The 25580-nt window shown below is 39.4% G+C and carries 21 protein-coding genes; 14 read left to right on the forward strand and 7 right to left on the reverse strand.

What is annotated here, in order from left to right; translation table 11 throughout:
• Nucleotides 1-32: 32 nt before the first annotated feature.
• Both AOR04_RS20015 and AOR04_RS20020 read right to left on the reverse strand, forming a co-directional pair.
• Nucleotides 33-2690 carry a TonB-dependent receptor plug domain-containing protein gene (locus tag AOR04_RS20015; protein WP_008133838.1) on the reverse strand — a complete coding sequence of 886 codons (2658 nt, stop codon included), beginning with the start codon at nt 2688-2690 and terminating at the stop codon, nt 33-35.
• A gap of 336 nt (nt 2691-3026) precedes the next feature.
• Nucleotides 3027-3185: an oxidoreductase-like domain-containing protein gene (locus tag AOR04_RS20020; protein ID WP_096794462.1), complete on the reverse strand. Its 159-nt coding sequence runs from the start codon at nt 3183-3185 to the stop codon at nt 3027-3029.
• Between the two features lie 105 nt (nt 3186-3290).
• Here AOR04_RS20020 and AOR04_RS20025 point away from each other — a divergent pair, with 105 nt between their 5' ends.
• The gene (locus AOR04_RS20025; RefSeq protein WP_033023082.1) at nt 3291-3713 is read left to right on the forward strand and encodes a hypothetical protein; all 423 of its coding nucleotides are present in this window, start codon (nt 3291-3293) and stop codon (nt 3711-3713) included.
• 88 nt (nt 3714-3801) lie between these two features.
• Nucleotides 3802-5166: a leucyl aminopeptidase family protein gene (locus AOR04_RS20030; protein ID WP_096794463.1), complete on the forward strand. Its 1365-nt coding sequence runs from the start codon at nt 3802-3804 to the stop codon at nt 5164-5166.
• 38 nt (nt 5167-5204) lie between these two features.
• Here AOR04_RS20030 and gloA2 read toward each other — a convergent pair whose 3' ends face one another.
• Both gloA2 and AOR04_RS20040 read right to left on the reverse strand, forming a co-directional pair.
• Nucleotides 5205-5591: an SMU1112c/YaeR family gloxylase I-like metalloprotein gene (gloA2, locus tag AOR04_RS20035; RefSeq protein ID WP_096794464.1), complete on the reverse strand. Its 387-nt coding sequence runs from the start codon at nt 5589-5591 to the stop codon at nt 5205-5207.
• A gap of 70 nt (nt 5592-5661) precedes the next feature.
• Nucleotides 5662-6741 carry a ketoacyl-ACP synthase III gene (locus tag AOR04_RS20040; protein WP_096794465.1) on the reverse strand — a complete coding sequence of 360 codons (1080 nt, stop codon included), beginning with the start codon at nt 6739-6741 and terminating at the stop codon, nt 5662-5664.
• 153 nt (nt 6742-6894) lie between these two features.
• On the opposite strand from AOR04_RS20040, the gene AOR04_RS20045 reads away from it, so the two are divergent.
• The 9 genes from AOR04_RS20045 to AOR04_RS20085 all read left to right on the forward strand — a co-directional run bounded on the left by AOR04_RS20045 (nt 6895) and on the right by AOR04_RS20085 (nt 16896).
• Nucleotides 6895-8202, forward strand: a complete 1308-nt coding sequence (locus AOR04_RS20045) for a metal-dependent hydrolase family protein (RefSeq protein ID WP_096794466.1) — start codon at nt 6895-6897, stop codon at nt 8200-8202.
• Between the two features lie 8 nt (nt 8203-8210).
• Complete coding sequence (locus AOR04_RS20050; RefSeq protein WP_024595765.1) at nt 8211-8615, forward strand: nuclear transport factor 2 family protein; 405 nt, start codon at nt 8211-8213, stop codon at nt 8613-8615.
• A 61-nt stretch (nt 8616-8676) separates the two neighbouring features.
• Entirely contained in the window at nt 8677-9918 is a 1242-nt protein-coding gene (locus AOR04_RS20055; RefSeq protein ID WP_198403042.1) for a sensor histidine kinase, read from the forward strand.
• Entirely contained in the window at nt 9915-10442 is a 528-nt protein-coding gene (locus AOR04_RS20060) for a response regulator transcription factor (RefSeq protein ID WP_096794468.1), read from the forward strand. The genes AOR04_RS20055 and AOR04_RS20060 overlap by 4 nt, the downstream gene beginning before the upstream one ends.
• A 27-nt stretch (nt 10443-10469) precedes the next feature.
• Entirely contained in the window at nt 10470-10892 is a 423-nt protein-coding gene (locus AOR04_RS20065; protein ID WP_096794469.1) for a thiol-disulfide oxidoreductase DCC family protein, read from the forward strand.
• Nucleotides 10893-11133: 241 nt separating this feature from the next.
• Nucleotides 11134-12927 (forward strand): flavin monoamine oxidase family protein, encoded by a 1794-nt coding sequence (locus AOR04_RS20070; protein ID WP_096794470.1) that lies wholly within the window; start codon nt 11134-11136, stop codon nt 12925-12927.
• Nucleotides 12914-14671, forward strand: coding sequence for a thiamine pyrophosphate-binding protein (locus tag AOR04_RS20075; protein WP_096794471.1), 1758 nt, complete (start codon nt 12914-12916; stop codon nt 14669-14671). The genes AOR04_RS20070 and AOR04_RS20075 overlap by 14 nt, the downstream gene beginning before the upstream one ends.
• Nucleotides 14668-16380 carry an FAD-binding oxidoreductase gene (locus AOR04_RS20080; RefSeq protein WP_096794472.1) on the forward strand — a complete coding sequence of 571 codons (1713 nt, stop codon included), beginning with the start codon at nt 14668-14670 and terminating at the stop codon, nt 16378-16380. The genes AOR04_RS20075 and AOR04_RS20080 overlap by 4 nt, the downstream gene beginning before the upstream one ends.
• A 237-nt stretch (nt 16381-16617) precedes the next feature.
• Nucleotides 16618-16896: a peptidylprolyl isomerase gene (locus AOR04_RS20085; protein ID WP_008171402.1), complete on the forward strand. Its 279-nt coding sequence runs from the start codon at nt 16618-16620 to the stop codon at nt 16894-16896.
• A gap of 185 nt (nt 16897-17081) precedes the next feature.
• Here the strand turns inward: AOR04_RS20085 and cysB are convergent, their stop codons facing one another.
• Nucleotides 17082-18059, reverse strand: coding sequence for an HTH-type transcriptional regulator CysB (cysB, locus tag AOR04_RS20090; RefSeq protein ID WP_007375573.1), 978 nt, complete (start codon nt 18057-18059; stop codon nt 17082-17084).
• Nucleotides 18060-18359: 300 nt separating this feature from the next.
• Here cysB and AOR04_RS20095 point away from each other — a divergent pair, with 300 nt between their 5' ends.
• From AOR04_RS20095 to AOR04_RS20110, 3 genes are all read left to right on the forward strand, one after another.
• On the forward strand, nt 18360-19118 hold the full coding sequence (locus AOR04_RS20095) for a hypothetical protein (protein ID WP_096794473.1): 759 nt from the start codon (nt 18360-18362) through the stop codon (nt 19116-19118).
• An 844-nt stretch (nt 19119-19962) separates the two neighbouring features.
• A protein-coding gene (locus tag AOR04_RS20105; RefSeq protein WP_442960156.1) for an IS3 family transposase occupies nt 19963-21131 on the forward strand; the annotation gives its coding sequence in 2 pieces (ribosomal slippage) (nt 19963-20209 and nt 20209-21131; 1170 coding nt in all).
• 348 nt (nt 21132-21479) lie between these two features.
• Nucleotides 21480-22250, forward strand: a complete 771-nt coding sequence (locus AOR04_RS20110) for a sel1 repeat family protein (protein ID WP_096794474.1) — start codon at nt 21480-21482, stop codon at nt 22248-22250.
• A gap of 904 nt (nt 22251-23154) precedes the next feature.
• On the opposite strand, the gene AOR04_RS20115 is transcribed toward AOR04_RS20110, so the two are convergent.
• Both AOR04_RS20115 and AOR04_RS20120 read right to left on the reverse strand, forming a co-directional pair.
• On the reverse strand, nt 23155-24189 hold the full coding sequence (locus tag AOR04_RS20115) for an IS110 family transposase (RefSeq protein ID WP_096794376.1): 1035 nt from the start codon (nt 24187-24189) through the stop codon (nt 23155-23157).
• Between the two features lie 665 nt (nt 24190-24854).
• Entirely contained in the window at nt 24855-25514 is a 660-nt protein-coding gene (locus AOR04_RS20120; protein ID WP_096794475.1) for a DsbA family oxidoreductase, read from the reverse strand.
• Nucleotides 25515-25580: the final 66 nt, after the last annotated feature.

Genomic DNA, 25580 nt, shown 5'->3' on the forward strand with positions numbered 1-25580 from the left:
ACATTTCGCCCCCAATTCTTTATGTAAAAGTATTAGAACGTGTATGTTGCTTTAGCGTAGTAAAAGCCACCATTAATACCGAACGGAGATGTTTCGTAATACTTACCACCCCAGTTGTTATTTGGCGCGCCAGCTGCTTCAGCAAAATCAAGTTTTTCAGCATCCTGATCAAATAAGTTTTGAGCACCAACCGAGAAGCTAATTGACTCATTCATGAAGTAAGTAATTTCAGCATCAATAGTTACAGCTGCGTCAGCAGTTTTTGCTGTTGCATCGTAATCTACGTGAACGCCTTGGTATTCGCCGTAGTAATTTGCACGAGCAAATGCAGAGATAGATTCCCACTGTTGAGACAATGTGAAAGTAGCACGGTGATTAGGTAAGTCTTCTTCTAAACGCTTAACTTTAAATGCACCGGTAATATCACTAAATTGAGTTACTTCAGTATCATTCCAGTTGTAAGCAAGGCTAAATGTAGAGCTACCACCCATTAATTCAGCTGTATAGTTTGCAACTAAATCGATACCTTGTGTTGTTGTATCAAAGTCATTCGTGAAAAAGCTTACTTGTGCAAGACTCTGTACATTAGGTACGCCAGCTGCTTCAAGTGTATCTTTATCGCTTTGGCTTAAATTAATCTTATCTGATTGGCTAATACGATCTTCTACTTGGATATTGTAGTAATCAAGTGTTAAAAATAAATCACCAATAGTGTATACAGCGCCAAACGTGTAGCTTTGAGATTCTTCTGGCTCAAGCTCTGTACCACCTAATTGTACCGCAATTGGGTTTGTTGGTGGAAGTAGTGCTGAATCTTGTAATACACCATTGTCTAAGCTTGTTTGTACGTTACTTACATTAGCTTGACCAACCGTTGGTGCACGAAAGCCTGTACTAATAGAGCCGCGCACGTTTAAATCTTCCGTTACATGGTACTGCGCCATAACTTTATAGTTTGTTGTTGTGCCAAAGCTGTCGTAATCTTCAAAACGTAAAGCTAAGCCCATTAAAAAATCTTCAGTAAATGGGGCTTCAATATCAACAAATGCAGCGTAGTTACGGCGAGTGTATTCACCCGCGTCAGATGGTTTAAAACCAGGGAAACCATTAGAACCTATACCAAAACCTTGCTCAGTAAACTCACCTGCAGTAAATGACGCTACATCACCAGATGTTACTGTAAATGTTTCTTCATGCCACTCTAAACCACCGGCAATATTTACATCGTATGCTAAATCAAAATCAAATCCTTTAGAAATATCTAAATTGAAGTTTTTCTCTAGTTGCGAGTATTTACCTGGACTAAAGTCGCGTGGTGAGTCTAAGCCTAATGACGCATTAACTGTATCATAAATAAAGTAGCGAGATTCATTAAAGCCAACCGTACCACTAATGTCATAAAATGCATCTTTTAAGAAGCCACCAGTGAACATGCCTTTAGTACCAATTGTTAAAGAAGTATCGGTAATGTTACCACCAAAGTTAGGTGTAAAACCGCCAGGCAGTGTTTCATTAAATGCAAAACAGTTAGCAGAAGTTAGTGAATCTATTGCAGATTGATCTGGTGCACCGTTAGCTTGAATTTCTACTACTGGACAATCTAATTGAGCGTCATAACCGTCTAAAGATCCAACTAAAACAGTAGGTGTAGCAGCATCCCAAGCAGTTTGTCCAACTGGGTTGTCATCACCAGGGCGGCGCATATTTACACCATTAACATCGCGAATGTTACCACCATATACACCTGGGCGAGATGTAGGGTTACGATAATAGAAGCCACCTCGTACATCGCGCTCAGAGTAGTTACCAAACATGTAAAATTCAGAATCGTTTGTTAGCTCTAATCCAACATTACCAAAAATTGAAATATCATCATCGACTTCTGGTGCGCCCCAAACTTGAGCTAAAGGCGATACGTCTTGAACACCAGCTGCTGCAAGTCCAGCAGCATCAGGACGCTGTACAGAGCGACTAGTTGCATCAGCTGTTTTGTATTGAAAGCTTAAGTTAGCAAAACCGTTGTCGGTAAACGGTAAACCAATGTTACCCGATACTTGAGTTGTATCGCCATCACCTTCGTAGAACTGGCCGTGGCGAACTTCTAATTTACCGCCTTCTGACGCGTCTTTAAGTTGGAAGTTCATTACACCTGCAATTGCATCAGAACCATACTGAGCTGCAGCACCATCACGAAGTACTTCTACTTGCTTGATTGCAATACTAGGGATAACTGAGATATCAGCACCTTGTGCACCATCATTAATACCACCACCTAAAAATGCGATTACAGAAGCACGGTGACGACGTTTGCCGTTTAAAAGAACCAATGTGCTGTCTGATGGTAAGCCACGTAAGTTTGCTGGGCGAACAAGTGATGCTGCATCACTAATAGGGTTTTGGTGAACATTGAAAGATGGCACTGCACCTTTTAAAAGCTCAAGCATGTCAGTATTCCCTGACTTTTCAAGCTCTTCACCACCAATAATATCGATAGGAACCGGTGAATCACCAATTGAACGTGGAGCTGAACGCGTACCTACTACAGCAATTTTTTCAACATTTTTATTAACTTTAGCCTTTGCTTGTTCTTCATCTGCAGCAATAGCAGAGCTTGAGATGAATAAACCAGCGGTAGTGGTTGCTAGCGCAAACTTAATTGCCTGATTTAGTACGTTGTTTTTTAATTTCATTCTAATTTTCCCCAGTTAGAATAATTTTTGTTTAGTAAGACTTTGTAAGTATTACTTATTTTATATTTTTGGACTGGAATACAGTGGATGTTAGGAGGAAGTTTAATTACTTGACCCCTTAGAGTTTTAGCTCACATCTAGTGAAGTCCTAATTACAGACTATACATAAAAAACAACGAGAGCAATTATTAATTAACTATTAAATAACAAAAGTTTAAATTAACTAAAAGCAGCTAGAGTGGTGCGTTATAAGGAGTAAAGTGGACTAATTAAGTGCAATATGGTGTTTTTAAGGGAAGTTAATGCATTTTTTAGGTTGTTGAACTGTCGGCTTTGTTAATTAACTGTATCTATTTTGAGTTGTGTTAGCTGCCATTTTTTAAGCTTTTCTTTGTATGTATCCCATACACACGGGCAGCAAGAGCCTCCGCCACAACATTCATCAGATTTTGGTTTTTCAGGTTTTAAAATATTTTTAGTATTTTCTTTGAACATGGAAATAAATTTATTCGGCACTAGTTTGGTGCAAATAATAGTAGATGAGGCGAATCAAGTAAATTATTCTTTGTGAACATGGATGCCTGTGTGAAAATGCATGTTATGCGATTATATAAAGTTATTCACCGTGCACCTTGGCGGGTAGTTAAAATTAGTAAAAAACGCCAACAGCTGCGTTTTCGCCGTGCTATGGTGGCGCTTAAAATCGCACTCGCCCAAGAAAAACAAGAAACAAAAGAAATGCTTTCTATCTATAGGCGCTATACGCAAGGACAAACAAATCAAGCTGAGTTAAAGCGTGCCAACGAACAATTTGTCGATATTTTAAAGGGCCTTGGCTTGGGTGTATTTGCTGTATTACCATTTGCGCCTATCACTATTCCCTTAGTGGTTAAATTAGGAAGTTTAGTTGGGGTGGATGTACTACCTAGCTCCTTTAACATGAACAAATCAATTAAAGAGCTCGACGCAGAAATTAATCAAGAAAATCAAAAAGAAACTCAAAAAAAACAGACTAAAAAGTAATCTTACAAACCGTTAAATTAGCGATACCTTTTAGGTGCGCTTATTGATATGCTCTTAAGTACCATTTTTATATTATACGAGCTATTTAATGAGTGCATTACTACGTCATACATCTTCTGGTATTCCTTTATCTTTTATTTTAAAAAACGAATTATCTGACTGGCAAACTCAGCAACCTGCATTTATACAAAACTGGTTAAATAACACGGGCTTTGAAAAGCAAGGGCTAGCCCTTATTCCCGATGCTAACACTGGCGAGTTAAGCCAGGTATTTTGTTTAATGCAAAGCAGCGATGATTTTTGGGCTGCGGGTAATTTAGCAAATACACTTCCTACAGGTACTTATCAAATTCAAGGCGACAGCGCTTTTGTAGAGCAGGTTGCTTTAGGGTTTGTACTTGGTGGTTACGAATTTAGTGAATATAAAGAAAAACCAACAGCAAAAGCGCAATTAGCCATTAGCGATAAAGCGTTATATGAACGCATTAGCCAACAAGCTGATGCCATTACACTTGCACGTGATTTAGTAAATACTCCAGCGGTAGATATGATGCCGCAACATTTATCGCAAGTAATGGAAGATTTAGCTGCAACTTACAATGGCGAATTTTCACAGTGGGTTGGCGATGAGTTACTAGAGCAAAACTACCCGACTATTCATATGGTGGGTCGTGCAAGCGAAAATAAACCGCGTTTACTTGATTTAAAATGGGGTGCAACAGATGCTCCATTAATTACACTAGTCGGTAAGGGCGTATGTTTTGACTCAGGCGGACTTGATTTAAAACCAAGCTCTGGCATGCGTAACATGAAAAAAGACATGGGCGGCGCCGCGCATGTAATTGCACTAGCGCAGCTTATTATGGCAGCTAACTTACCAATTAGATTACGTGTACTTGTACCCGCTGTTGAAAATGCGGTATCGCGAAATGCATTTCGCCCTGGCGATGTTGTTAAAACACGCAAAGGCATTATGGTCGAAATTGATAATACCGACGCAGAAGGGCGCTTAGTATTGTGTGATGCATTAAGCGAAGCACAAAACGATAATCCTGAGCTAATTATTGATTTTGCTACCCTCACGGGTGCATGTCGTGTTGCGTTAGGCACGGAGCTTCCGGGCTTTTTCTCAACAGAGCGCGATGTAGCAAACGGTATTATTGATGCAGGTTTAAGTGTCCATGATCCTGTTTGGCAACTTCCGCTGTTTGAGCAATACAAAAACTTACTAAAAAGTGATGTAGCCGATATGGCAAACTGTGCAAGTACACCGTTTGGTGGTGCTATTACCGCAGCGCTTTACTTAAAAGAATTTGTTGAACCAACAACACCGTGGGTACATTTTGATGTAATGGCGTGGAACTTACGTGCATTACCAGGTCGTCCAACGGGTGGTGAAGCATTAGGTATTCGTGCTGTATTTAACTACTTACAAAATCGTTTTAATAAATAAGTTTTTGATTCAATAGTAAGAACTTGAGCTTATGAGTTTTAAACCTCATAAAGCTCAAGTGGCAAGTTATCTGGATCGGCAAAAAAGGTAAACTTTTTGCCGGTTATTTCATCCACTCTAATATCCTCAACGTTTACATCGCACGACTCTAAATACGTTTTTGCAATCTGTACATCCGCGACCTTAAAAGCTAAATGTCTTAAGCCTTGTGCTTCGGGATAGCTGGGTCTTGCGGGCGATCCATCAAACGAAAATAGCTCTATTTGGCTACCATCGGGCATGGCTAAATCTAATTTATATGAATTACGATCAGCTCTAAAGTGCTCATTAATAACGTTAAGTTTAAGTAAATTGCTATAAAAGTGTTTAGAACGTGCATAGTCACTACAAATAATCGCAGCGTGGTGAATACCGAAAAGTTTCAAATTTAATTCCTTAAAAAGCAAAAACGCACTTAAATAAGTGCGTTTTATATGTTGCTTACTACATGTTGTGTTAGCTTTGCTGCGCTTCTTTACATGCTCTAACGGCCGGTGCTACAAGTTCTAAACCGGTTTTATCACACGGCGGTAAAGCAGCATCACTTACACTAATAGGCGTTACGCGTTCGCCCCACTTTATGTAACTTGCAGCCCACGTAAGGCCTGCACCAAATGCAGCAGACATAATATTTGAATGCGGTTTAATTAACCCTTGCTCAACGGCTTCACATAACGCAATAGCAATAGTCGCAGCAGAGGTATTACCATACTCACCAATGTTAACCATTACTTTTTCGTCAGGTACTTTTAAACGATGCTGAATAGCTTGAATAATACGTAAGTTAGCTTGGTGTGGAACGAGTACATTAATGTCATCAAGGCTCAAATCGGCTTGTTTAAGTACATCGTCGCACGCTTCGCTCATGCCTTTAACAGCACGTTTAAAAATTTCACGACCTTCAAATAATAAATCAGATGGGCCAATTGGTTCATACTTATTTAAATCGCTACCAAAGTTGGTGATGTGTAAAATATCGCGGTCTTCGCTGTCACAACCGGTTTTGGAACCAAGTAAACCCGCTGGCGTATCGGCAGCTTCAAGTATTACTGCACCTGCGCCATCGCCAAATAAAACAGCGCTGTCGCGACGTGCCCAGTTTACATACCAGGTCATACGTTCAGCGGCAATGACGACTGCTTTTTTGATCATACCCGCTTGAATTTGTGCTGTAGCAGCTTGCAACGCATATAAAAAGCCCGAACATGCCGCGTTTGTATCCATTGCGGCAGCGCCTGTTGCACCAATATTTTTTTGCACTTGTGAGGCGGTATTTGCCACAACAGTAGAAGGTGTACAGGTTGCTAATATCACTAAATCAATATCTTTAGGATCAATGCCTGCGCACGCAATAGCATGCTTAGCAGCAACGGTTGCCAGCTCAGCGGTACTTACATGACTCACTCGGCGAGATTTAATGCCAGTACGCGTGGTTATCCACTCGTCGGTGGTATCAACTATTTCACTAATTTCATCGTTGCTAATGCTTGCTGGTGGAATGCATTTACCCCAACCAGTGATATGTGCGTAAGGCATAGTATGTTCTCTTAAGGTGGTCTGACATGTGTTACTAATGGAGGAGTTATACCAAAAAACGGCTTTCAAGACTAGTTTATAGCATGCTTTGTGTCGTAAATATTCGCAATTACAGGTTATTTAAGGTAATGCTAGTATAAAAAAGGAGCAAGTATGAAAACAACACTAATAACAACATTCACTGCAATAACGCTGGCATTAATAGCAAATGGGGCTTTTGCTCAACAGCATAAAATTATTTATGCAGGCAGTTTACTTGCATCCGAGGATCAAAAAGTAAAAACAGAGCAAACATTAGTCATCACAGATAATACAATAACAGCCATTAAAAACGGCTACCTCACAAAAGCAGAACTCAACCTACCTGATGCCGATATTATCAATCTTAAAAATCAATTTGTAATGCCTGGTCTTATTGATATGCATGTTCACGTTACGTTTGAGCGAGATGCTAAAGCAAATCCTCACCGCTGGGCAACAGAATATGATGCCGATTATGCTTTGCGCTCAATTAAATATTTACAACGTACGCTCGATGCGGGTTTTACATCAGTGCGAGATTTAGGTAGCGATCACAAAGTTATATTTCCGCTAAAACGTGCTATTGAGCGAAATGATATTAACGGCCCTCGCATTTTTGCAGCGGGTAATACAATATCGCCTACCGGTGGACACGCAGATATGCACGGTTATCGAAAAGATATTACAGATGCGGTTACAGGCGGGATTGGTATTTGTAATGGCGCGGATGATTGTAGCCGTGCGGTACGCGAGGTAATAAAAAGTGGCGCTGATGTAATTAAAATTACTGCCACGGGTGGGGTACTAAGTAATACCGCTGCTGGTGTTAACCAACAACTTACAGATGCAGAGCTGATTGCAATTGTTGATACGGCTCACCACTTAGGGCGTAAAGTTACAGCCCATGCACACGGTACACAAGGTATAAAAGCGGCCTTAAAAGCCGGTGTGGATTCCATTGAGCATGGCTCTTACTTAGATAAAGAGGCAATAAAGTTATTTAAAAAAACGGGAGCTTATTTAGTACCGACGCTTTTAGCGGGTGCAACGGTCAGTGAAGAGGTGCTTACAAATCCAAATATGCCACCGGCAATAGCCGATAAAGTGCGTGAAGTAACTCCAAAAATGCAGGCTTCGTTTAAACTTGCACTGAAAAATAAGGTTAATATAGCCTTTGGAACAGACTCTGGGGTGTCGCGTCATGGGCTTAATGCTAACGAATTTAGTTTAATGGTAAACAATGGTATGAGCGAAGCCCAAGCTATTAAATCAGCAACCATACATGCAGCTAAACTGCTGGGGCAAAGCGCACTCATTGGCGACTTGAGTGTTGGTAAACAAGCAGATATTATCAGTGTGGATGGCTCACCGCTTAAAAATATTGACGAACTTAAAAACGTACAATTTGTTATGAAAGCCGGGCAAGTTTATAAACAATAGGGAAGGTTATGAGCAGCAAAATAAAAGTGTCGTTGTTTAATCATTTGATTGACGCTGAGCGCCAGTTACTAGACCCAGAAGTTCGCCAATCTGAGCGCGCATTAGATGCTTTACTCGATGATGAATTTATCGAAATTGCTGCCAATGGCACTACCTTTAATAAATACCAAGTACTAACTCGTTTACCTACCGAGGTTGTGCCACAGTTTTATAATCAGCATTTTAAGGGCCGAATGCTAAGCGATGATGTAGTGCAACTTAGTTACCAAGCTGCTTTTAGGCGCTCTGCTCGCGCTGAGTTTAATTATTCATTGCGTATGTCGCTTTGGCGTAAAAGTAATGAACAATGGAAAATGGTGTTTCATCAAGGAACGCCTTGTGCACCGTTTTCAATTTCGATGGATGATGATTAAAAATCACATAACCGTTAAAATAACCTTATTAAACATTTGATTGGGCAATTACCTCTTGTTAATGCGTACCGACCCCACCATTAGTCGACTATTAATGCTGCGAAGCGGCGCTATTGCCGTGCAATTAATTGCGGTGCTTAGCGTTTATTTTTTATTAGAACATCAAATTGCATTACTGCCATTACTGATTGTTATTGCCGTTGAGGCTGTGTTTCAGCTTATTAGCCTGTTTGCCTATCGTAATGTGAGCCGCGCTAAACCTTTGGGTATGTTGATGCAGTTAACCGCTGATGTATTATTTTTAACGGTTTTACTCTCACTAAGTGGCGGTGCAACTAATGCATTTGTATCACTGTTATTGCTCCCGATAATGATAGCAGCTGTTACGTTGCGAGAAAAAGGATTAGCTTATATTGCGGTATTAGCCATTGCCGCATACAGTTTTTTACTTATAAAGATGCCCGATCACAGTATGCATCAAATGAATATGAGTGGTCATTTTATTGGCATGTGGGTTAATTTTGTTTTAAGTGCTAGCGTAATCGCATTAGTGATTGGCGCAATGAGCAGGGCACTTAAAGAGCGAGAGCGTATTATTGCAAATGTGCGAGAAAAGCAATTGCGTAATGAGCAGCTTGTTACCCTTGATGGGGCTGCTGCACAAATAACCCATCAACTAGCGACTCCAATTGCAAACTTACAGTTACTGTTTGAAGAGTTATTAGAAGAGCAACCAAACAATCCTATTGTTAAGCACATGCAAGTGCCGCTTACTCAGTGCAGTACACAACTTAACGACTTTAGAAAACTCTCAGAGCAGTTACGCCTTAAAAATTCGCAAGAGCATACAACGGTAAGGCAACTGCAAGCACAAATTACAGACACACTTTTACTGCAATACCCAGATCAGCAAATTAAATGGATTACACCACCTATTGCCGCAACACTGTTGAGTGATGCCATGTTATTACCTGCTATTTTAAATTTATTGCAAAACGCCGCGCTGGCCAATCAAAAGCAAAGCCAAACGCAGCTAGAATTGAGTTGGCAGCAAGATAACTTACATAGCGAATGCGTTTACTTGTTAATTCGTGATTTTGGCGGTGGCTTTTCGTCATCTCAGTTGGCAGAGTTGGGCGGGCAACTTATGCCAAGCGATCAAGGAATGGGGCTTGCTGTGCTTTTATCAAATGTTACTTTTGAGCGTTTAAATGGCTCACTTACCTTGTTTAACCATGCAGATGGCGGCGCTGTTGCCAAAGTTAAACTCGCTATTGTAAACACCGAGAAAACAGCTTCATGAAGCTACTTATTATTGAAGACGACATTAATTTAGCCAGCACACTGGCAAGGCGCTTAGCTAAACAAGGCTTTACCTGTGAAGTGGCGCATAACCAAAGTGATGCGTTACTTACCGCGCGCAAACTATTACCTAACTTTATTTTATTAGACATGAAACTAGGCGACGATAACGGACTTGCACTCATAAAGCCGCTGCGTAGTTTGCTCCCCCAAACTCATATTGTTTTACTAACTGGGTTTGCAAGTATAGCAACCGCAGTAGAGGCAATGCGTTTAGGCGCAAACGACTACCTTACTAAACCGGTTGATATGGCAACATTATTAAAAGCGCTTAACACCGAGCCTGTGGCATCTGCATCGAGTGCTATTGATGATGCGGTTATGTCGCCAGAGCGCTTAGAGTGGGAGCATATTCAACAAGTGCTGCACAGTAATAATGGTAATGTGTCGGTTACCGCGCGGCAGCTTAATATGCATAGACGTACTTTGCAGCGCAAGTTACAAAAAAAACCGGTGCAGCAGTAATTTAGTACTTAATTTAAGGAAAGTGTTATGAGCGATGATGCAGCTATATTAATGCAAAACCAAAAAATTATTTTATTTGATGCGCAATGTAAGCTGTGCAGCGCGTGGTGTAATTTTATTATTACTCACGATACTAATACTATTTTTAAATTATGCAGTGTGCAATCTCCAAAAGGAGAGCTGTTGTTAACACACTTTGGTTTTTCAACCACTGAATATGCCTCAATGGTTTACCTAGAAAACGGTAAAGCGTATACGCAAAGCCATGCTTTTTTTAACGTTGTTAAGCAGCTAGGTTACCCTTACAAATTAGCAAACGTATTGAGTGTTTTGCCAAATAGACTTAATAATTGGTTATACGATAGGGTTGCTTTAAACCGCTATACCTTATTTGGAAAATATCAGTATTGTAGAATTCCCGCACCAAGCGACGCTGCGCATTATTTGTAACTTGGTTGTTATTGGCGCTGCCGCTAAGAATAGAATAACGTTGATATTTATCTTAACTTTTGTCAGATAAATTACAGCGAGTGTCTAGTTTATTTCACAGCTTATCTCATTTTCTAATACAAGAACCGTCGTTGCTAGATGTGGTTGGACAGATATTTGTCATAGAGTGTAATAAAGCGTAATAGAACTTTGTAGTCTTTATGGGTAACTTTAGCTTAATCTAGCTAAGGAAAAGACGACTATGAAAAACGAACTTGATATAGCAATTGTTGGTGGCGGTGTGTCTGGTGTTTACAGCGCGTGGAGGCTACAACAGCATGAAGGCAAAGAAAAGCGTATTGCGCTATTTGAATACAGTGACCGCATAGGCGGGCGTTTATATAGTAAAAAGTTACCAGGGTTACCAAATGTAGTTGCCGAGTTGGGGGGAATGCGCTTTATTCCTTCAGATCACGTTATGGTTAATGCATTAGTTAATGATTTGAACCTGAAAACGCAAAACTTCCCAATGGGCTCTTCCTTACCCATGTACCCTGATTCAAAAGATCCCGCTGTGAAAGATATAAAAGCGGGCAGTGAAAATAATCTCTTTTATTTGCGCGGTCAGTATTTTCGTTACCGAGATTTTGCGCAGTGCCCTGACAAAATACCTTATAAGTTAAACGCATCTGAACGCGGCTATGGACCCGAGGATTTACAAGTTAAGGTGATGAACTTAATTTGTCCTGGTTTTGCTGACATGAGCTTGTGCGAGCAAATGAAAGTTAAAGTATTTGGCAAAGAGATCTGGAAGTATGGTTTTTGGAATTTACTTGAGCGAGTACTAAGTAACGAAGCTTATTTATTCATGAAAGAGGCGGGCGGGTACGATGCTAATGTTGCTAATGCAAGTGCGGTTACTCAGCTGCCAGCAACAGAATACAGTGATGACACTGAGTTTCTCACTCTCACAGATGGATTTCAGGCACTGCCATTAACGCTGTGCGCGCAGTTTAAAGCGTTAAAAAGTTGTTTAGCCGAAAACGAAAAAGTACAAATGAATAAACGGCTAGTAAAAATTAACTACCTGAATGATCCTGATTATCGATATGAATTAATATTTCAATCAACGTGTACAGATCAATACGGCAAAACAATTGATGACGTAACCGTCACTGAGCAGGAAATTGTAAAAGCGAAACAACTAATTTTGGCAATGCCACGACGTTCATTAGAGCTTATCGAGTCGGAGTTTTTTGCTGATCCGTGGTTAAAAGAAAATATCCCTTCAGTACTTATACAAAAAGCGCTAAAAATGTTTATGGCTTACGAGCAGCCTTGGTGGCGAAGCTTAGGCCTAGTTGCAGGTCGTTCAGTGACCGACTTACCAATTAGGCAAACATATTATATGGGAACAGAGTGCGACCAAGCAGGCGGTTTACCAAATACAAACTCGTTATTGATGGCGTCATATAATGACATAGGCTCTATCCCCTATTGGAAAGGCTTAGAATCGGGTGAGTTATATTCTGGTTACACACCCAGCTATGGATGTGAAGGCTATACCCCAAAAGAAATAGTCCCTAAAAGCCAATGCCAAATAACCACAGGTATGGTGGAAGCCGCGCATAGACAAATTGAAGCGCTTCATGAGCAAAAAGAATTGGCGATGCCGTATTCTGCCATTTACCAAGATTGGGGAGACGCCCCATATGGCGGAGGATGGCATGAATGGAAAGCAAATTACCGTTTAGATGAAATTATGTGTCGTATGCGCCACCCTGTTGAGAAAGAAAAGATTTATATTATTGGTGAGGCGTACTCATACGAGCAAGGTTGGGTTGAAGGTGCTTTAAATACAGCAGAGTCAACACTCGAGGAATTTTTTGATTTACCCACACCATGCTGGCTAAAGCAACAACATAACTATTTACCCGTTGATTGTAATAAAGCCTGTAACGATAAAATTGAAAAAAAACAGCCTAATGCATGCAGTAAAACGCTAGACGAAGTAACAAAATTTGCATACGAAGGGATTAACCATGAGTACCAATAAATTTACAGTTGCTGACTATTTATTAACGCGCTTAAAAGAGCAAGGCCTAGATAAAATATTCCAAGTACCGGGTGACTATGTACAGGAGTTTATGAGCGCACTTGATAAGTTTGATGGTATTGATGCGGTTGGCGACATAACGGAGTTAGGTGCAGGTTATGCGGCCGAAGGTTATGCTCGTTACAAAGGGATTGGCGCAGTGTCTGTACAATATGGAGTCGGTACATTAAGTGTTATAAACGCAATTGCAGGGGCCTATGTTGAAAGAAATCCTGTGGTGGTGATAACGGCCAGCCCATCAATTGATGATCGAAAAATTATCGCAGATACCGGCGCATTATTTCATCATTCAACGGGTAACTATAAATCAAACCAAACTATATTTGAAAGTGTCACCGTGGCAAGCGAAATACTGTCAGATTCTGAAACGGCTCCTCAAATTATCGATGCAGCGTTGGCGTGTGCAATAAAAGAAAAAAGGCCAATTTACTTAGAAGCTTGGCAGAATGTGTGGGGAGCAGAATGTTCGACTCCAGCGTACCCGCTTGTTATTACCGATACGTCCGTTGATTTAAATATGCAAAATGCATTACTACACGCGGCTACACACAAGCTAGAAACTGCACAACAGCCAGTAATTATGCTTGGCATAGAAATAGCGAGATTAGGTTTACAAGATAAAGTAGAGAAGCTTTTAACTTCGCTTAATATTGCATATACCACTACCACGTTAGCTAAATCGGTGATCAGCGAGCGAAGTGGAGTCGGTCACGATTTATTTGTAGGCACCTATGCAGGTGAAGCCTCATTACCTGAAACGTTCGATTATGTGTCGCAGTGCGATGCAATTTTAGCGCTTGGCGCTATTTTTACTGATGATTACCTCACTATGCTAACTAAGCAAGGCTCTGATCTAATAAGAGTTAATATGGATGGTGCGCTTGTTGGCAATAGTGATCACTTCATCCATACCAGCTTAACTGTATTTATTAGCGAATTGACGGCATATTTTGAGCGATCAACTTCGTCTTTGAACTCAGTCTCTTTTAAGTTAAATACACCATTAAACACTGAGCTTGCTGATTTTCACAGCCAAATAAGCTACGAAAGCTTCTTTACTCTTTATCAACAAGAGTTAAACGGATCTCGTAGCTTAAAAGGTTACAACCTTATTTTAGGTGAAAGTTCATCACTTTATATGGCTGCAAGATTGATTGGCATAGAAAAAAGCCACTTTGTTAGTGATGCCGCGTGGGGATCATTGGGCCATGAAACCGGATGCTCTTTGGGTGTGTCACTTGCTAATGATAATCGCAGTATAGTTATTGCAGGTGATGGTGGTTTTATGATGATGTGTCAGACACTCTCAACACTGAGTCGTAATCACTGTAATACCGCTGTATTTGTAATGAGTAACGAGGTGTATGCCATTGAGCAATCATTTGTAGATATTTGCGCATTTAGACCTGAGGGGAAATTTGCTCCTTTTGATGAATTACCTTCTTGGAACTACGAAGCATTAGCTCAAGCTTACGGTGTTAAATATTTAAATGTCAATTCGGTGGCGGATCTGCAAAATGCACTTAATATCTTATATGAAGATACGTCAACGCCTTACCTCATTAAAGTTGATATTGCACGTGATGATTTAGCGCCAGCAATCCAAACGCTTGCAGAATCAGTAACAGGTCAAAAACGTGACGAGTGTATATGTCACAAGGATAATAAAGGGAATATACGATGAATAACCCAAATACAGTTCATGAAGTTTCGCAGCTGCCGCACGAGCAACTTAAAAGCGCACAGAGCCTGATGTTAAACTATTGGAACAATACGCTTAAATTTGTTCAAGCACTTAAATCTTCGGGTTTTAAGGATGATCAGCTGCTAACTCAAGCATCACCCTCGGTGTCTGAAACTCCAGGTTTAACAGGGTATCAAGCGCAAACCCTTATATTTAATACTCGTTTGCGATTCAATCCTGCAGTTATTGTAATGTGTGAATCAACAGAAAATGTAGCACAGGCTTACAAGCAAGCAATTAGCTTAAACTTACCGATCCGCGTTCGTTCTGGTGGGCACGATCACGAAGGGGAGTGTACGGGCACCGATGTGATTTTATTAGATTTGAGCCGATTAAAAGAGTTTAACGTTAAGAAAGTGAACGGTGACTATATTGCAAATATAGGCTCCGGTTATCGCTTTTTTCAGGTGGTACCAAAGCTTGCTGACAATAACCCGCCATTGACAATACCGCATGGTACATGCGCAACAGTCGGTTTGGCGGGTTTCATTCAAGGCGGAGGCTGGGGGCCATGGACTCGCAGTAAAGGAATGTGTTGTGAATCGCTGGTGGGGGCTACGGTTGTATTAGGCAACGGTGAAGTTATCGAAGTAAATGCTGAGGACGATATTGTTGATGCAAACGACCCATCCCATAAAAAACTATTATGGGCACTACGTGGTGGCGGGGCATTAAGCTACGGTATTGTTACCCACTTTAAAGTAAAAGCATTTGAGATCCCAGACGAGATCCATCGCTTTGTAATAAACTGGAATACTAATGACGAACATGCTTTGTCTACGCTTGAGCTTTTATCGCAATGGGAAGACGTTATAAATAATGCAAGTACCGACAAGCTGGTAGGCACTAATTTAAAAATTAATGCTATTGCGGCTAACAGTCAAAACAAGCCTTTGTGCCACCCAAGTACCATGTACGGCTATTGGCAGGGAAGTTGGCAAGCGTTAGAACAATTTGTCTCAAACCACTTTCCAAATAGTACGCCAATACATCAAGGTACAGATACTAAAGCGAACTATAATAGTGCATTAATGGGAAATTGGTCACGAAACTCCCTTTTCGATGTATTAAAAAAGCAAAAGCGTTTAGGTAGTTTAGCTAATGCCGATGGCACGCCATTTACGCCTGATTTTGATGCACCAGCACCCCATAAATTAACCTCTAAGGTTGTAAAAGGTAGCGGTTTAACAAAAAACGGAAAAGAGCAGTTAATTCAAAGTTTAACGTCAGATCTGATTAATGCTAAGAGTAGTGATTTAGGTTTATTCAGCTACGTTACACTTGGTGCAATTGCAGGTCCTTTTTATAATGAAATAAGCGAAAAAGAAGCAAACGCCCGCGTTTCATTTCCTTATTCAAAATCGCAGTACACTATTCAGTACCAAACATGGTGGAATGAGTCTGTTGAGTTAAAAGAACAAGGTCAAAATAATGAAGTCTACAATTACATTAATAGAGCAATGGATTGGATTGAGGTAAGCCGAGAGACCCAAATTGAAGGGACTGAAGGCGCATTTATTAGCTTTAAAGACAGTGCAATTCCTACAAAAGACTATTTTCTTGGCTGTTATGAGGATCTTATGAAGGTAAAAGAAAGGTATTCGCATGATCCTGCTAACCACCTGAGGTCACGTAAAACGATTATTTAATTTGATCGTATTAAGCTTTTTTAAGCCATAAAAATCTAAGTTAGCTAAAATGTCATTTTTATTTTATTAAAAAGTAAAAATGGCATTTTTAATCGGATATAAGATTCTAGTTAAAATCTATAAATCTTTGCAAGGCGTGTGGTAACTATAGCTATGGTATAAGTAGATGCTAGGTGTATGGGGTTGTGTTAAAATCGCCGCGTTTAATTTTAGCTAACGGTAGAAAAGGCTTTTTTCATGGCAAATACAGCACACGCACTTCACATTTTGGTTAAGCACAAAGAGATTGCAGAAGATATTATTAAGCAGTTGGGCAAAGGTGCAAAGTTTCAAACCTTAGCTAAAAAGTATTCGTCATGCCCATCGGGTAAAAAAGGCGGGGATTTAGGCGAATTTGGACGCGGCCAAATGGTCCCACAGTTTGACAAAATTGCGTTTAAAGGCGCAATTTTAGAGCCTCATCTAGTTAAAACAAAATTTGGCTGGCATGTAATTAAAGTACTTTATCGCACGTAATAAAATGATTTTTTGGTATTTGCGCGTTGTGATTGCTTGTATATGGGAAATGACCACATCGCTGTAAATTTAACCTTTGATGATAAACACGCGCTAACCTAAAATTTTGGGTTGTTTACTATTATAAAGTATTAAAAAAAACCGCATTTTATATCTACGCGGTTTTTAACTAATTAAATTATTGATTACTTAACTGGTAATTCGATATCTGCAAATAATTTATCGACATCATCTTGGTTACGCAATAAACTTGCTCGTTCAACACGTTCTTTTGTTAGGTGTGGTGCAAAACGCTCAATGAAGTCATACATATAAGTGCGTAAAAAACTGCCTTTTCTAAATCCAATTTTAGTGGTACTTGCCTCAAATAAATGGCTCGCATCAATACAGACTAAATCGGTATCACTTATTTGATCTATTGCCATTGAAGCGACTACACCGACCCCTAACCCTAGACGAACATAGGTTTTAATTACATCAGCATCGGTTGCTGTAAATACAATATGGGGCTCAAGACCATGTGCACTAAATGCTTTATCTAGTTCTGAGCGACCCGTAAAGCCAAATACGTAAGTAATGAGCGGATATTGCGCTATGTCGGCAACAGTTAAATTATTTACTTTTTTCGCAAGAGGATGGTCTTTTGCAACAACAATACTGCGATTCCAGTGATAGCATGGCAACATAACCAAATCTGAATAAAGATGAAGTGCCTCAGTCGCAATTGCAAAATCTGCGTCGCCACGAGCAGCTGCGTCTGATATTTGTTGTGGTGTACCTTGGTGCATATGGAGTGAAACCGCAGGATATTTCTTCATAAACCCTTGAATAACACTTGGGAGAGCGTAGCGGGCTTGCGTGTGAGTTGTTGCAATATTAAGCTTACCTTGATCTGGTAATGTATGCTCATTTGCAACCGCTTTTATGCCTTCTACTTTGGAAAGTATTTCTCGGGAAATATTAATTATTTCTTCGCCAGCGCCCGTCACATGGGTTAAATGTTTACCACTGCGGCCAAAAATTTGTACACCCAACTCATCTTCTAACATACGTACTTGTTTAGAAATACCAGGTTGAGAGGTAAATAAACTTTCAGCAGTTGCTGAAACATTTAATTTATGATTTTGTACTTCTACGATATATCTGAGTTGTTGTAATTTCATAGCTGCATATTTTAACGTTGTTATTCATATAATTTATAAAGGTAATACGTGTTAAACCCAAGCGTTTTTTAATTTTAAAATTCACCTTGAGTTTTAGGCATACACATTTATCTGTTTGGGATCTAAGGCTAGCACAATAAATATGCTTCAGATAGCAATGATTATCCGAGATAATCTTATAATAGGCCCTCCTTGTAATGCTTTTTTAGCATATTTATAAGTTAAGCAGCGCAAAGCTACCCTGTTAGTATATATTTAATGTAAGATTAAAAAATTAGATATGAATCCGAGAATTACACTATGATCGTTTCAATTATTATTGTGCTCATAGTCGCACTTATTGTGATTGCGCTTTGGGTAAGTGCTGTACAGCAACACAAAGAGAAACAAGAAGGCGAACGTCGCAAAGAGCTTACAAAGCAAAAGGCGATAATAGAAGAGACTGAAGAAGCACTTGCGAATAGTGCCAACATACCTTTGTCCGAATCTATTATTCGCGTACTACAACGCCGTGTTTATGAAGCGCTGAAAACTATGGTGGCAAATTCCACTGGTTCAAAGGCGCTTAAAAACAGGTTAAGTGAAGCAAAAGAGCATCTTACGCAACCTGTTCAAGGCAATAATAATGACTCGCTGTCTTTACCAAGTAACGACAAACAGCTTGTAAGTCTTATCCAAGGTATAAAAAAATTACGTATAGTGTTACGCTCAGAACACAATAAAGGGCGAGTTGATAGCCAAGTGTTTACGGTTGAAGATAAACGATTAGAAAAGCTTCAACTTCGTATCAATATAGAAAGCCAAATAAAACGCGGTTTATCAGCACGTTCGGCAAACATGGTAGGTTCTGCTAGGCAATATTTTGAAAAAGCCCAAGTTACTCTTAACGGGGTTACTTATTCTGACGAATATGTTTCAGCTAAACGCCAAGAAGTGGAAGGTTATCTAGAGGCAATTAGTGTAGAGCTTCGGGCATCGAATGCTAATGCGCTTAAAAAGAAAAACGAACAAGAGCAGGACGACTTGGATATATTATTTGCTCCTAAAAAGAAATGGTAAATATGTGTTATCAGCGATAAGCATCCTTTCATTTTAAATTGTTATTTGAAAGCCAGAAACTTTCTGGCTTTGTATATTTTTATTTCAGCCTACCCCTCAACTAAAATGCTTGATCAGCTTGTCGTGTTGTTACAGGTAATCGGTACTCGAATGATAAATCTAACACCCATCCTAATTTCCTTAGCGAAAAATGGAATGAAAAATAAACTTTAGCCAAAAAAGTAAATTTAGTGGCGCAGTTTTGTTAGTCCAATTAATGTGGCAGTCTACTTTGGTTTTTGAAGCAACTATTACTTAGCCAAGAATCTATATATGGTAATTAAATGATTGAAAAAATTATTGGTTTCGTTCTTTTATTTTTATTCTTACTATCATTTTTAAGTGTGCTCGGCAATTTATTAGCTGCTTTACTTAATCCTATTGAACTGAAGTTAATTGCCTTCAAAAGGTTGAGTATATCCTTGGCTATACTGATAGTTACATTTTTAGTCGCATATAAATTAGGTTATTTTATTGATAAGTATAAATAAAGGAAATAACAAAGACACATATAGGCGTTCCCTTTTAGTCAAAACGAGTTAGTTTATAAACATAAAAAATTAATGCTTTTCATCTTATTTAATATCACTGTAATGGTGCGTCGCAATCTTTTTGAAAAGCAGAGTTACTAAAAAATAATGATGACACCCTGCATAATTTTATGTGGTGAAAATTATTTACGGGAATCGAAGAGGGTGGGTTTAAGTTAAGTCCTTTATACTACTGTGAATAATAACACCTTGACGTGGTTTAATGGATTCGACTACCCCAGTTAAGAGATAATCAACTTAACTGGAGATCGATAATGACAAAACGTAAAAAGTATTCCAAAGAATTTAAACTTGATGCTATCGCATTAGTTGTTGAGCAAAACTACTCACAAGCAGAAGCCTCTAGAAATTTAGGGGTAAATCCCAACATGCTTGGTCGCTGGATAAAAGAAGCTGAAAATGATGATGGGCATGCTTTTAGAGGGAACGGTAATTTAACCCCTGAGCAAGAAGAGATCAGAGAGCTAAAAGCGCAAGTGAAACGCCTAGAAATGGAGCGTGAAATATTAAAAAAAGCGACGGTCTTCTTTGCCAAAGAAACGAAGTGAAATATTCGTTCATAACCCAATACAAGAAGACCTGGCCTGTGGCGACAATGTGCCGAATACTGGGTGTAAAAAGTAACAATTACTATAGTTATCAAAAGCGATTCTCAACTAAATCAGAGGATCCAACACATCAAGAAATGATTGATTGTGTCAAGGACATAGCGCACTTCAGTGATAATACTTACGGTGAAAGGCGTATTCAGAAAGTCTTAAATGCACTCGGTTTTCCGGTGAGTCGTCACAAAACAGCACAGCTAATGAAAGAGGCAAATGTCTGGGTGCGTTATAAAAAGAGATACAAAGTGACAACGAATAGTGAGCATAATAAGCCTATTTATCCCAATGTACTTGAGCAAAACTTCAACGTTGAAGCAGCTGATCAAGCCTGGGTACAAGATATTACTTATGTTTGGACTGCAGAAGGTTGGTTGTATCTGGCGGTAGTGATTGATTTATATTCGCGCAAAGTCGTTGGTTGGAGCATGGGCTCACGAATGAAAGCGCAGCTTGTCTGTGACGCACTGACTATGGCGATGTGGCAACGCCAGCCCAAAACAGGGTTAATTATCCATTCAGATCAAGGGGTTCAATATGCAAGCCACCAATATCGTAAATTGCTCAAGTCAAATGACTTCATTGGTAGCATGAGTAAGAAAGGCTGTTGCTGGGATAATGCTGTTGCAGAAAGCTTCTTCGGTAGTTTGAAGCAAGAGCGCGTGCATTGGAAAAACTACCCAACGCGTTATGAGGCTCAACAGGATGTAATGAATTACATCTGTATGCGGTACAACAGTCGTCGCTTACATTCGTACTTAAATTATCAAAGCCCAAATGACTTTGAAGAACGAATCGAAACATTAGATATGGTTTCTTAACTAGGGTGACTGAATTTAGTTGACCACGTCACCTCCTTATTACTGTATGTTGACGATAAAAAAATAACGTTAACATCCATCCTAATTTTCTTAGCGAAGAACGGAGTAAAAAAGATGAAATCTTTGCCAAAAAGATTAAATTTAGTGGCACAGTTTTGTGGTTAAATTAAGATGGCTGTCATCCTAATTTCTTGTATGGGGTACGTTGGAGTTGAAGCTTCAGCTATCATTGGAACTGCTGAAGGCTATATGAATTATAGTTATCCTGTAGTAGAAAATTTTAACGTAATAAGCAGTACTTTCATAGAGTCGTTTTATAATCAGTCTAAGGGACCGCTGGGGGATTAATTGAGTAAGTTTTTATTTTTTATATTGTTAGTAGTATTTTTTTGCCATCAAGCAAAGGGTAATTGTAGTGAGAATGTTACTTTAGAGTTGATAAAGGATGATATTGACGCACAACAGGAACTCGAATGGAAAGATGTTTCTAATATACTAGAACAAGGGATATTGCAGAATGACAGCACTGCGTATTTTCTGTCTGGTTACATTTTATATTTGGGAGCATACAACCAAAATCCAGATTATAAAGAAGCTAGAAAAATGCTTTCAATTTCATCGGATTTAGGGAATATAAGAGCAAAGCATATTCTGGGTAGTTTTTTAATTACAAGTGAAAAAGCAGAAGATGTATATAAAGGTACCAAGCTACTAGAGTTATCTTTTGAGGAAGGTATTTTAGATTCTAGTGTAAATTTATATTATGCATATCAACTTGGAAAATATGGTGATATTGCTTTTCTAAAAAATTCCTTACGTAAAGCATCTGATGTGGGTGATGATGAGGCTGCTATATTATTCGGTCAATTGACTTTAGATGAAGCAATGAAAAAGAATGATTCAGAATCACTATTTAAAATGGTTTCTTATCTATCAAACAGAGCTGATAAGCAAGGTTTTTCAAATGATATGTATAAGAACTTATATTATCTTTTTTTTGGAGTATACGGCCTGCGAGACTCTCCGTTAAAAAATAGTATTTATGCGGATTATTATTTAAAAAAAGCGGCTGAAAATGGACATGAATATGCAATAAAAATACTTAATGAAAATGAATAGGTCCAGGTCTCTTTTTGCTTTTTTGTTATAATAGTTATTTTTACTGGTTCAATTGTTGCTGTTGGTAAAGGTAGTGTTAGTGAGGAAATCACAAATATTACCAGCATTAGTTCTGGGATACTTGTACGCATTAATGCGAACAAAGTGCCTGGGTATCGCACTAGTGGCCGAGTATAGATGATAATTAAACAAGAAAAAAATTAACGTGACACCCATCTTGAAAAAAATTAACGTGACCCCCATCTTAATTGGGAGAGCTTTTCTTGTTCAATTAAGGGGCCAGCACCACTGAATTTTGCTATATAAATTAGCTGTTTATGTTCGTCGAGACTCAAATAAGTTACTGTGTCGGATGGCGCTTTGCTTATCCGACCTACGTTTTTAAATATATATGATGGGTGGTACCTTCTCTGCTAAGCTAGTTGCCAATATTGAATATTAGGCGGGTTCGAAAAAAATTAACGTGATAAGAAATTAACGTGACATATATGGACGCTCCCTTGAAGTCAAGACGAGCCGATGTATAAACATCTAAGTTGGTGCTTTTATTCATTATCATGTATTCCATTTCGCAGTAATGATGCGTCACAAGCTTGCTAAAAAGCAAAGGTACTGACATATATTCGAGCTATGGTGTCATGATTATCATGCGCCATGCTCCTAATGAGCTTCGTACCAAGGGACCTAAAAAATATTCACCCAAACGAGATTTAATCTCGTGTCTTTATCTGGTTAACCTTGGTTAGCGTGCGCTTTTTGTTTCATTATAAGTGAAGTACATACAGGATAAGCGTATGTTACGACTTAAGTGCCCAAACACCCACTCAGGTTTTAAAACCTATGTCATAACCAGGCTGTCTTAAGTCGTAAACTCGGGTGTGATTGGCGTGTAAAATACGCATAATTAAGCATCCTTGCGTGTATTTTGCACATACTGAGGTGAATAGAGGGCTTGCTTGGTCAGCAATACCCACATCAGCCGCGCCAATCTGTGTGCGGTGGCGACCACCAAACAATTAAAGTGTTTTTTCTCGCGCAACTGGTTTATCCACTGGCTTAGCGCATCTGTTTTATGGTGGCTTCTGGCGATAAGGGCGCGAGCACCGTGAATAAGTTGTTTTCGTAGGTAACTGTTGCCGCGTTTAGTAATACCAGACATTTTACTTTTATCGCCTGATGCGTATTGTTTAGGTGTTAATCCTAGCCACACACCGAGTTCTTTTGCGCTCTTAAATGCCTGACCGTTCCCGATTGATGCTGCATAGGCTGAGGCATTGAGTACACCCACGCCAGGGATAGAGTGAAGTATTTTAGCGTTTGTATCCCGTTCAACGTGTGCAGTAAGCATCGCTTCAATAGCTTTAATGCGTTTAACAAGGGTTTTGTATTCGGTGTAAATATCACTCACCATTATGCGCAGCTGAGGGCGAAGCTCAGAATCACTTTCTAAGGCAATTATCCCTTGCTCAAACGCCTTAATACCGACAGGAAATACATACCCAAAATCGACCAATAAACCGCGTAACTGGTTGGTTGCAGCAATCCTGTTTTGCAGAAGTCGCTCACGTATCTTATGGAACATGAGTATTTCTTGCTGAGCTTCGGTTTTAATAGGAACGAATTTAATATGAGGGCGTAAGCTTGCTTCATAGATAGCAAGTGCATCGTTACTGTCGTTTTTATTACCGCGAACAAAGGGGGTAACGTGTTGTGCAGGAATAAGGTCAACGGTATGACCGTAAGACGAAAATACTCTTCCCCAGTAGTGGGAAGAATAACAGGCTTCCATAACGACGCGGCACGGTGGGGTATTTGCCAAGAATGCGTTGAGTTTAGGTCTGTTTAAGCGTTTATTGCATTCTCTTTTATGGTTAGAATTGAAGCCAGCGACTTGGAATACATTTTTTGCCAAATCAATTGATAATGTGCTAATTTTCATGGTGGACGTTCCCTTTAACTGAATGTGAGTTATAACCAGTTTGGCGCATTGACGCCGTTTTGGGGAGCGTCCATCTCATCACCCATCTTAATTGGGAGATCTTTGCTTGTTCAATTAAGGGGCCAGCTCTACTTAATTTTGCTATATAAATTAGCTGTTTATGTTCGTCGAGACTCAAATGAGTTACTGTGTCGGATGGCGCTTTGCTTATCCGACCTACGTTTTTAAATATATATGATGGGTGGTACCTTCTCTGCCAAGCTAGTTGCCAAGCTAGTTGCCAAGCTAGTTGCCAAGCTAGTTGCCAAGCTAGTTGCCAAGCTAGTTGCCAAGCTAGTTGCCAATATTAGGCGGGTTCAACTTAAATTTTTACGCAGACGAAAATAGCGTTGCCTGGGCGTTCTGCCCATCAGCCGAAATTAGTTGACCACTACAGATACCCATCCTTATTTTTATACTGTAAAGATCATTTATGAGAATCCTAGAGGCTGTGTTAGAGATAAATCACTTATGATGTTACGAATAACCACACGCATTTAGTGCTGTATGTTGACGATAAAATATCTAATAAATTTATAGTAAGGTGATTATTGTTCGCTTACTTATACGTAATAAAAAAGCTGCAATGTGCAGCCTTTTTTAAGTGTTAAGCAACAATTTACTCGTTAAGCGTCTTGCTTGGCTTCTTCTTCACTAATTTGTTTTAGTGCTTGAATGAATGAGTCGCTTGGCTGTCCGCCAGTAAGTGCATACTTATCGTTTATGATAAATGTAGGTACTGACGTAATACCCATTTGTTTAAAGTTGTCTTGCTCTTGGCGTACGTCTTGTACGTATTTGTCTGAATGTAGAATACCGCGCGCAGTTTCTTTATCAAGACCTACTTTTTCAACAACGTCGAGTAGTGCTTCTTCTTGATTTAAGTATTTTAAATCAGTGAAGTGCGCTTCAAAAAAGGCAAGTTTTAATTCGGTTTGCTTACCTTCTTCACCTGCCCACATTAATAAACGATGCAAATCAAAGCTGTTGATCATGATGCGTTTGCCATCAAAATTAAAGGTAAACCCAGCACGCTGACCGGCTTCGAACATGTTTTTACGATTTTCGTCGCCTTGCTCTTCACTTAAGTTGTACTTTTGCATTAAATGTTCGTTTAAGTCTTGACCTTCAATTGGCATATCTGGGTTTAGTTCAAAAGGATGCCACGTAATATCTGCGCTCATTTCGTCTTTGAGTTGCTCTAATGCAGTTTCTAGGTTTTTATAACCCACTACACACCAAGGGCACATTACGTCTGAAACGATATCAATTTTAAAGTTTTTCATATTTATCCTTTTGAGGATTGCTTTGGTATAACAGGGGATATTGGGATGAACTGCACTTTATCAATA

It is taken from the genome of Pseudoalteromonas sp. 1_2015MBL_MicDiv (assembly GCF_002407505.1).
Lineage (GTDB): Bacteria > Pseudomonadota > Gammaproteobacteria > Enterobacterales > Alteromonadaceae > Pseudoalteromonas > Pseudoalteromonas fuliginea.

What these genes read in the sequence shown, in the direction of transcription:
- AOR04_RS20020 (WP_096794462.1), bottom strand. Translation starts at nt 3,185, where the DNA reads ATGTTCAAAGAAAATACTAAAAATATTTTAAAACCTGAAAAACCAAAA.
- AOR04_RS20070 (WP_096794470.1), top strand. Translation starts at nt 11,134, where the DNA reads ATGAAAAACGAACTTGATATAGCAATTGTTGGTGGCGGTGTGTCTGGT.
- AOR04_RS20060 (WP_096794468.1), top strand. Translation starts at nt 9,915, where the DNA reads ATGAAGCTACTTATTATTGAAGACGACATTAATTTAGCCAGCACACTG.
- AOR04_RS20025 (WP_033023082.1), top strand. Translation starts at nt 3,291, where the DNA reads ATGCGATTATATAAAGTTATTCACCGTGCACCTTGGCGGGTAGTTAAA.
- AOR04_RS20030 (WP_096794463.1), top strand. Translation starts at nt 3,802, where the DNA reads ATGAGTGCATTACTACGTCATACATCTTCTGGTATTCCTTTATCTTTT.
- AOR04_RS20080 (WP_096794472.1), top strand. Translation starts at nt 14,668, where the DNA reads ATGAATAACCCAAATACAGTTCATGAAGTTTCGCAGCTGCCGCACGAG.
- AOR04_RS20045 (WP_096794466.1), top strand. Translation starts at nt 6,895, where the DNA reads ATGAAAACAACACTAATAACAACATTCACTGCAATAACGCTGGCATTA.
- AOR04_RS20085 (WP_008171402.1), top strand. Translation starts at nt 16,618, where the DNA reads ATGGCAAATACAGCACACGCACTTCACATTTTGGTTAAGCACAAAGAG.
- AOR04_RS20040 (WP_096794465.1), bottom strand. Translation starts at nt 6,741, where the DNA reads ATGCCTTACGCACATATCACTGGTTGGGGTAAATGCATTCCACCAGCA.
- AOR04_RS20015 (WP_008133838.1), bottom strand. Translation starts at nt 2,690, where the DNA reads ATGAAATTAAAAAACAACGTACTAAATCAGGCAATTAAGTTTGCGCTA.
- AOR04_RS20050 (WP_024595765.1), top strand. Translation starts at nt 8,211, where the DNA reads ATGAGCAGCAAAATAAAAGTGTCGTTGTTTAATCATTTGATTGACGCT.
- AOR04_RS20095 (WP_096794473.1), top strand. Translation starts at nt 18,360, where the DNA reads ATGATCGTTTCAATTATTATTGTGCTCATAGTCGCACTTATTGTGATT.
- AOR04_RS20055 (WP_198403042.1), top strand. Translation starts at nt 8,677, where the DNA reads ATGCGTACCGACCCCACCATTAGTCGACTATTAATGCTGCGAAGCGGC.
- AOR04_RS20120 (WP_096794475.1), bottom strand. Translation starts at nt 25,514, where the DNA reads ATGAAAAACTTTAAAATTGATATCGTTTCAGACGTAATGTGCCCTTGG.
- AOR04_RS20115 (WP_096794376.1), bottom strand. Translation starts at nt 24,189, where the DNA reads ATGAAAATTAGCACATTATCAATTGATTTGGCAAAAAATGTATTCCAA.
- AOR04_RS20065 (WP_096794469.1), top strand. Translation starts at nt 10,470, where the DNA reads ATGAGCGATGATGCAGCTATATTAATGCAAAACCAAAAAATTATTTTA.
- AOR04_RS20075 (WP_096794471.1), top strand. Translation starts at nt 12,914, where the DNA reads ATGAGTACCAATAAATTTACAGTTGCTGACTATTTATTAACGCGCTTA.
- cysB (WP_007375573.1), bottom strand. Translation starts at nt 18,059, where the DNA reads ATGAAATTACAACAACTCAGATATATCGTAGAAGTACAAAATCATAAA.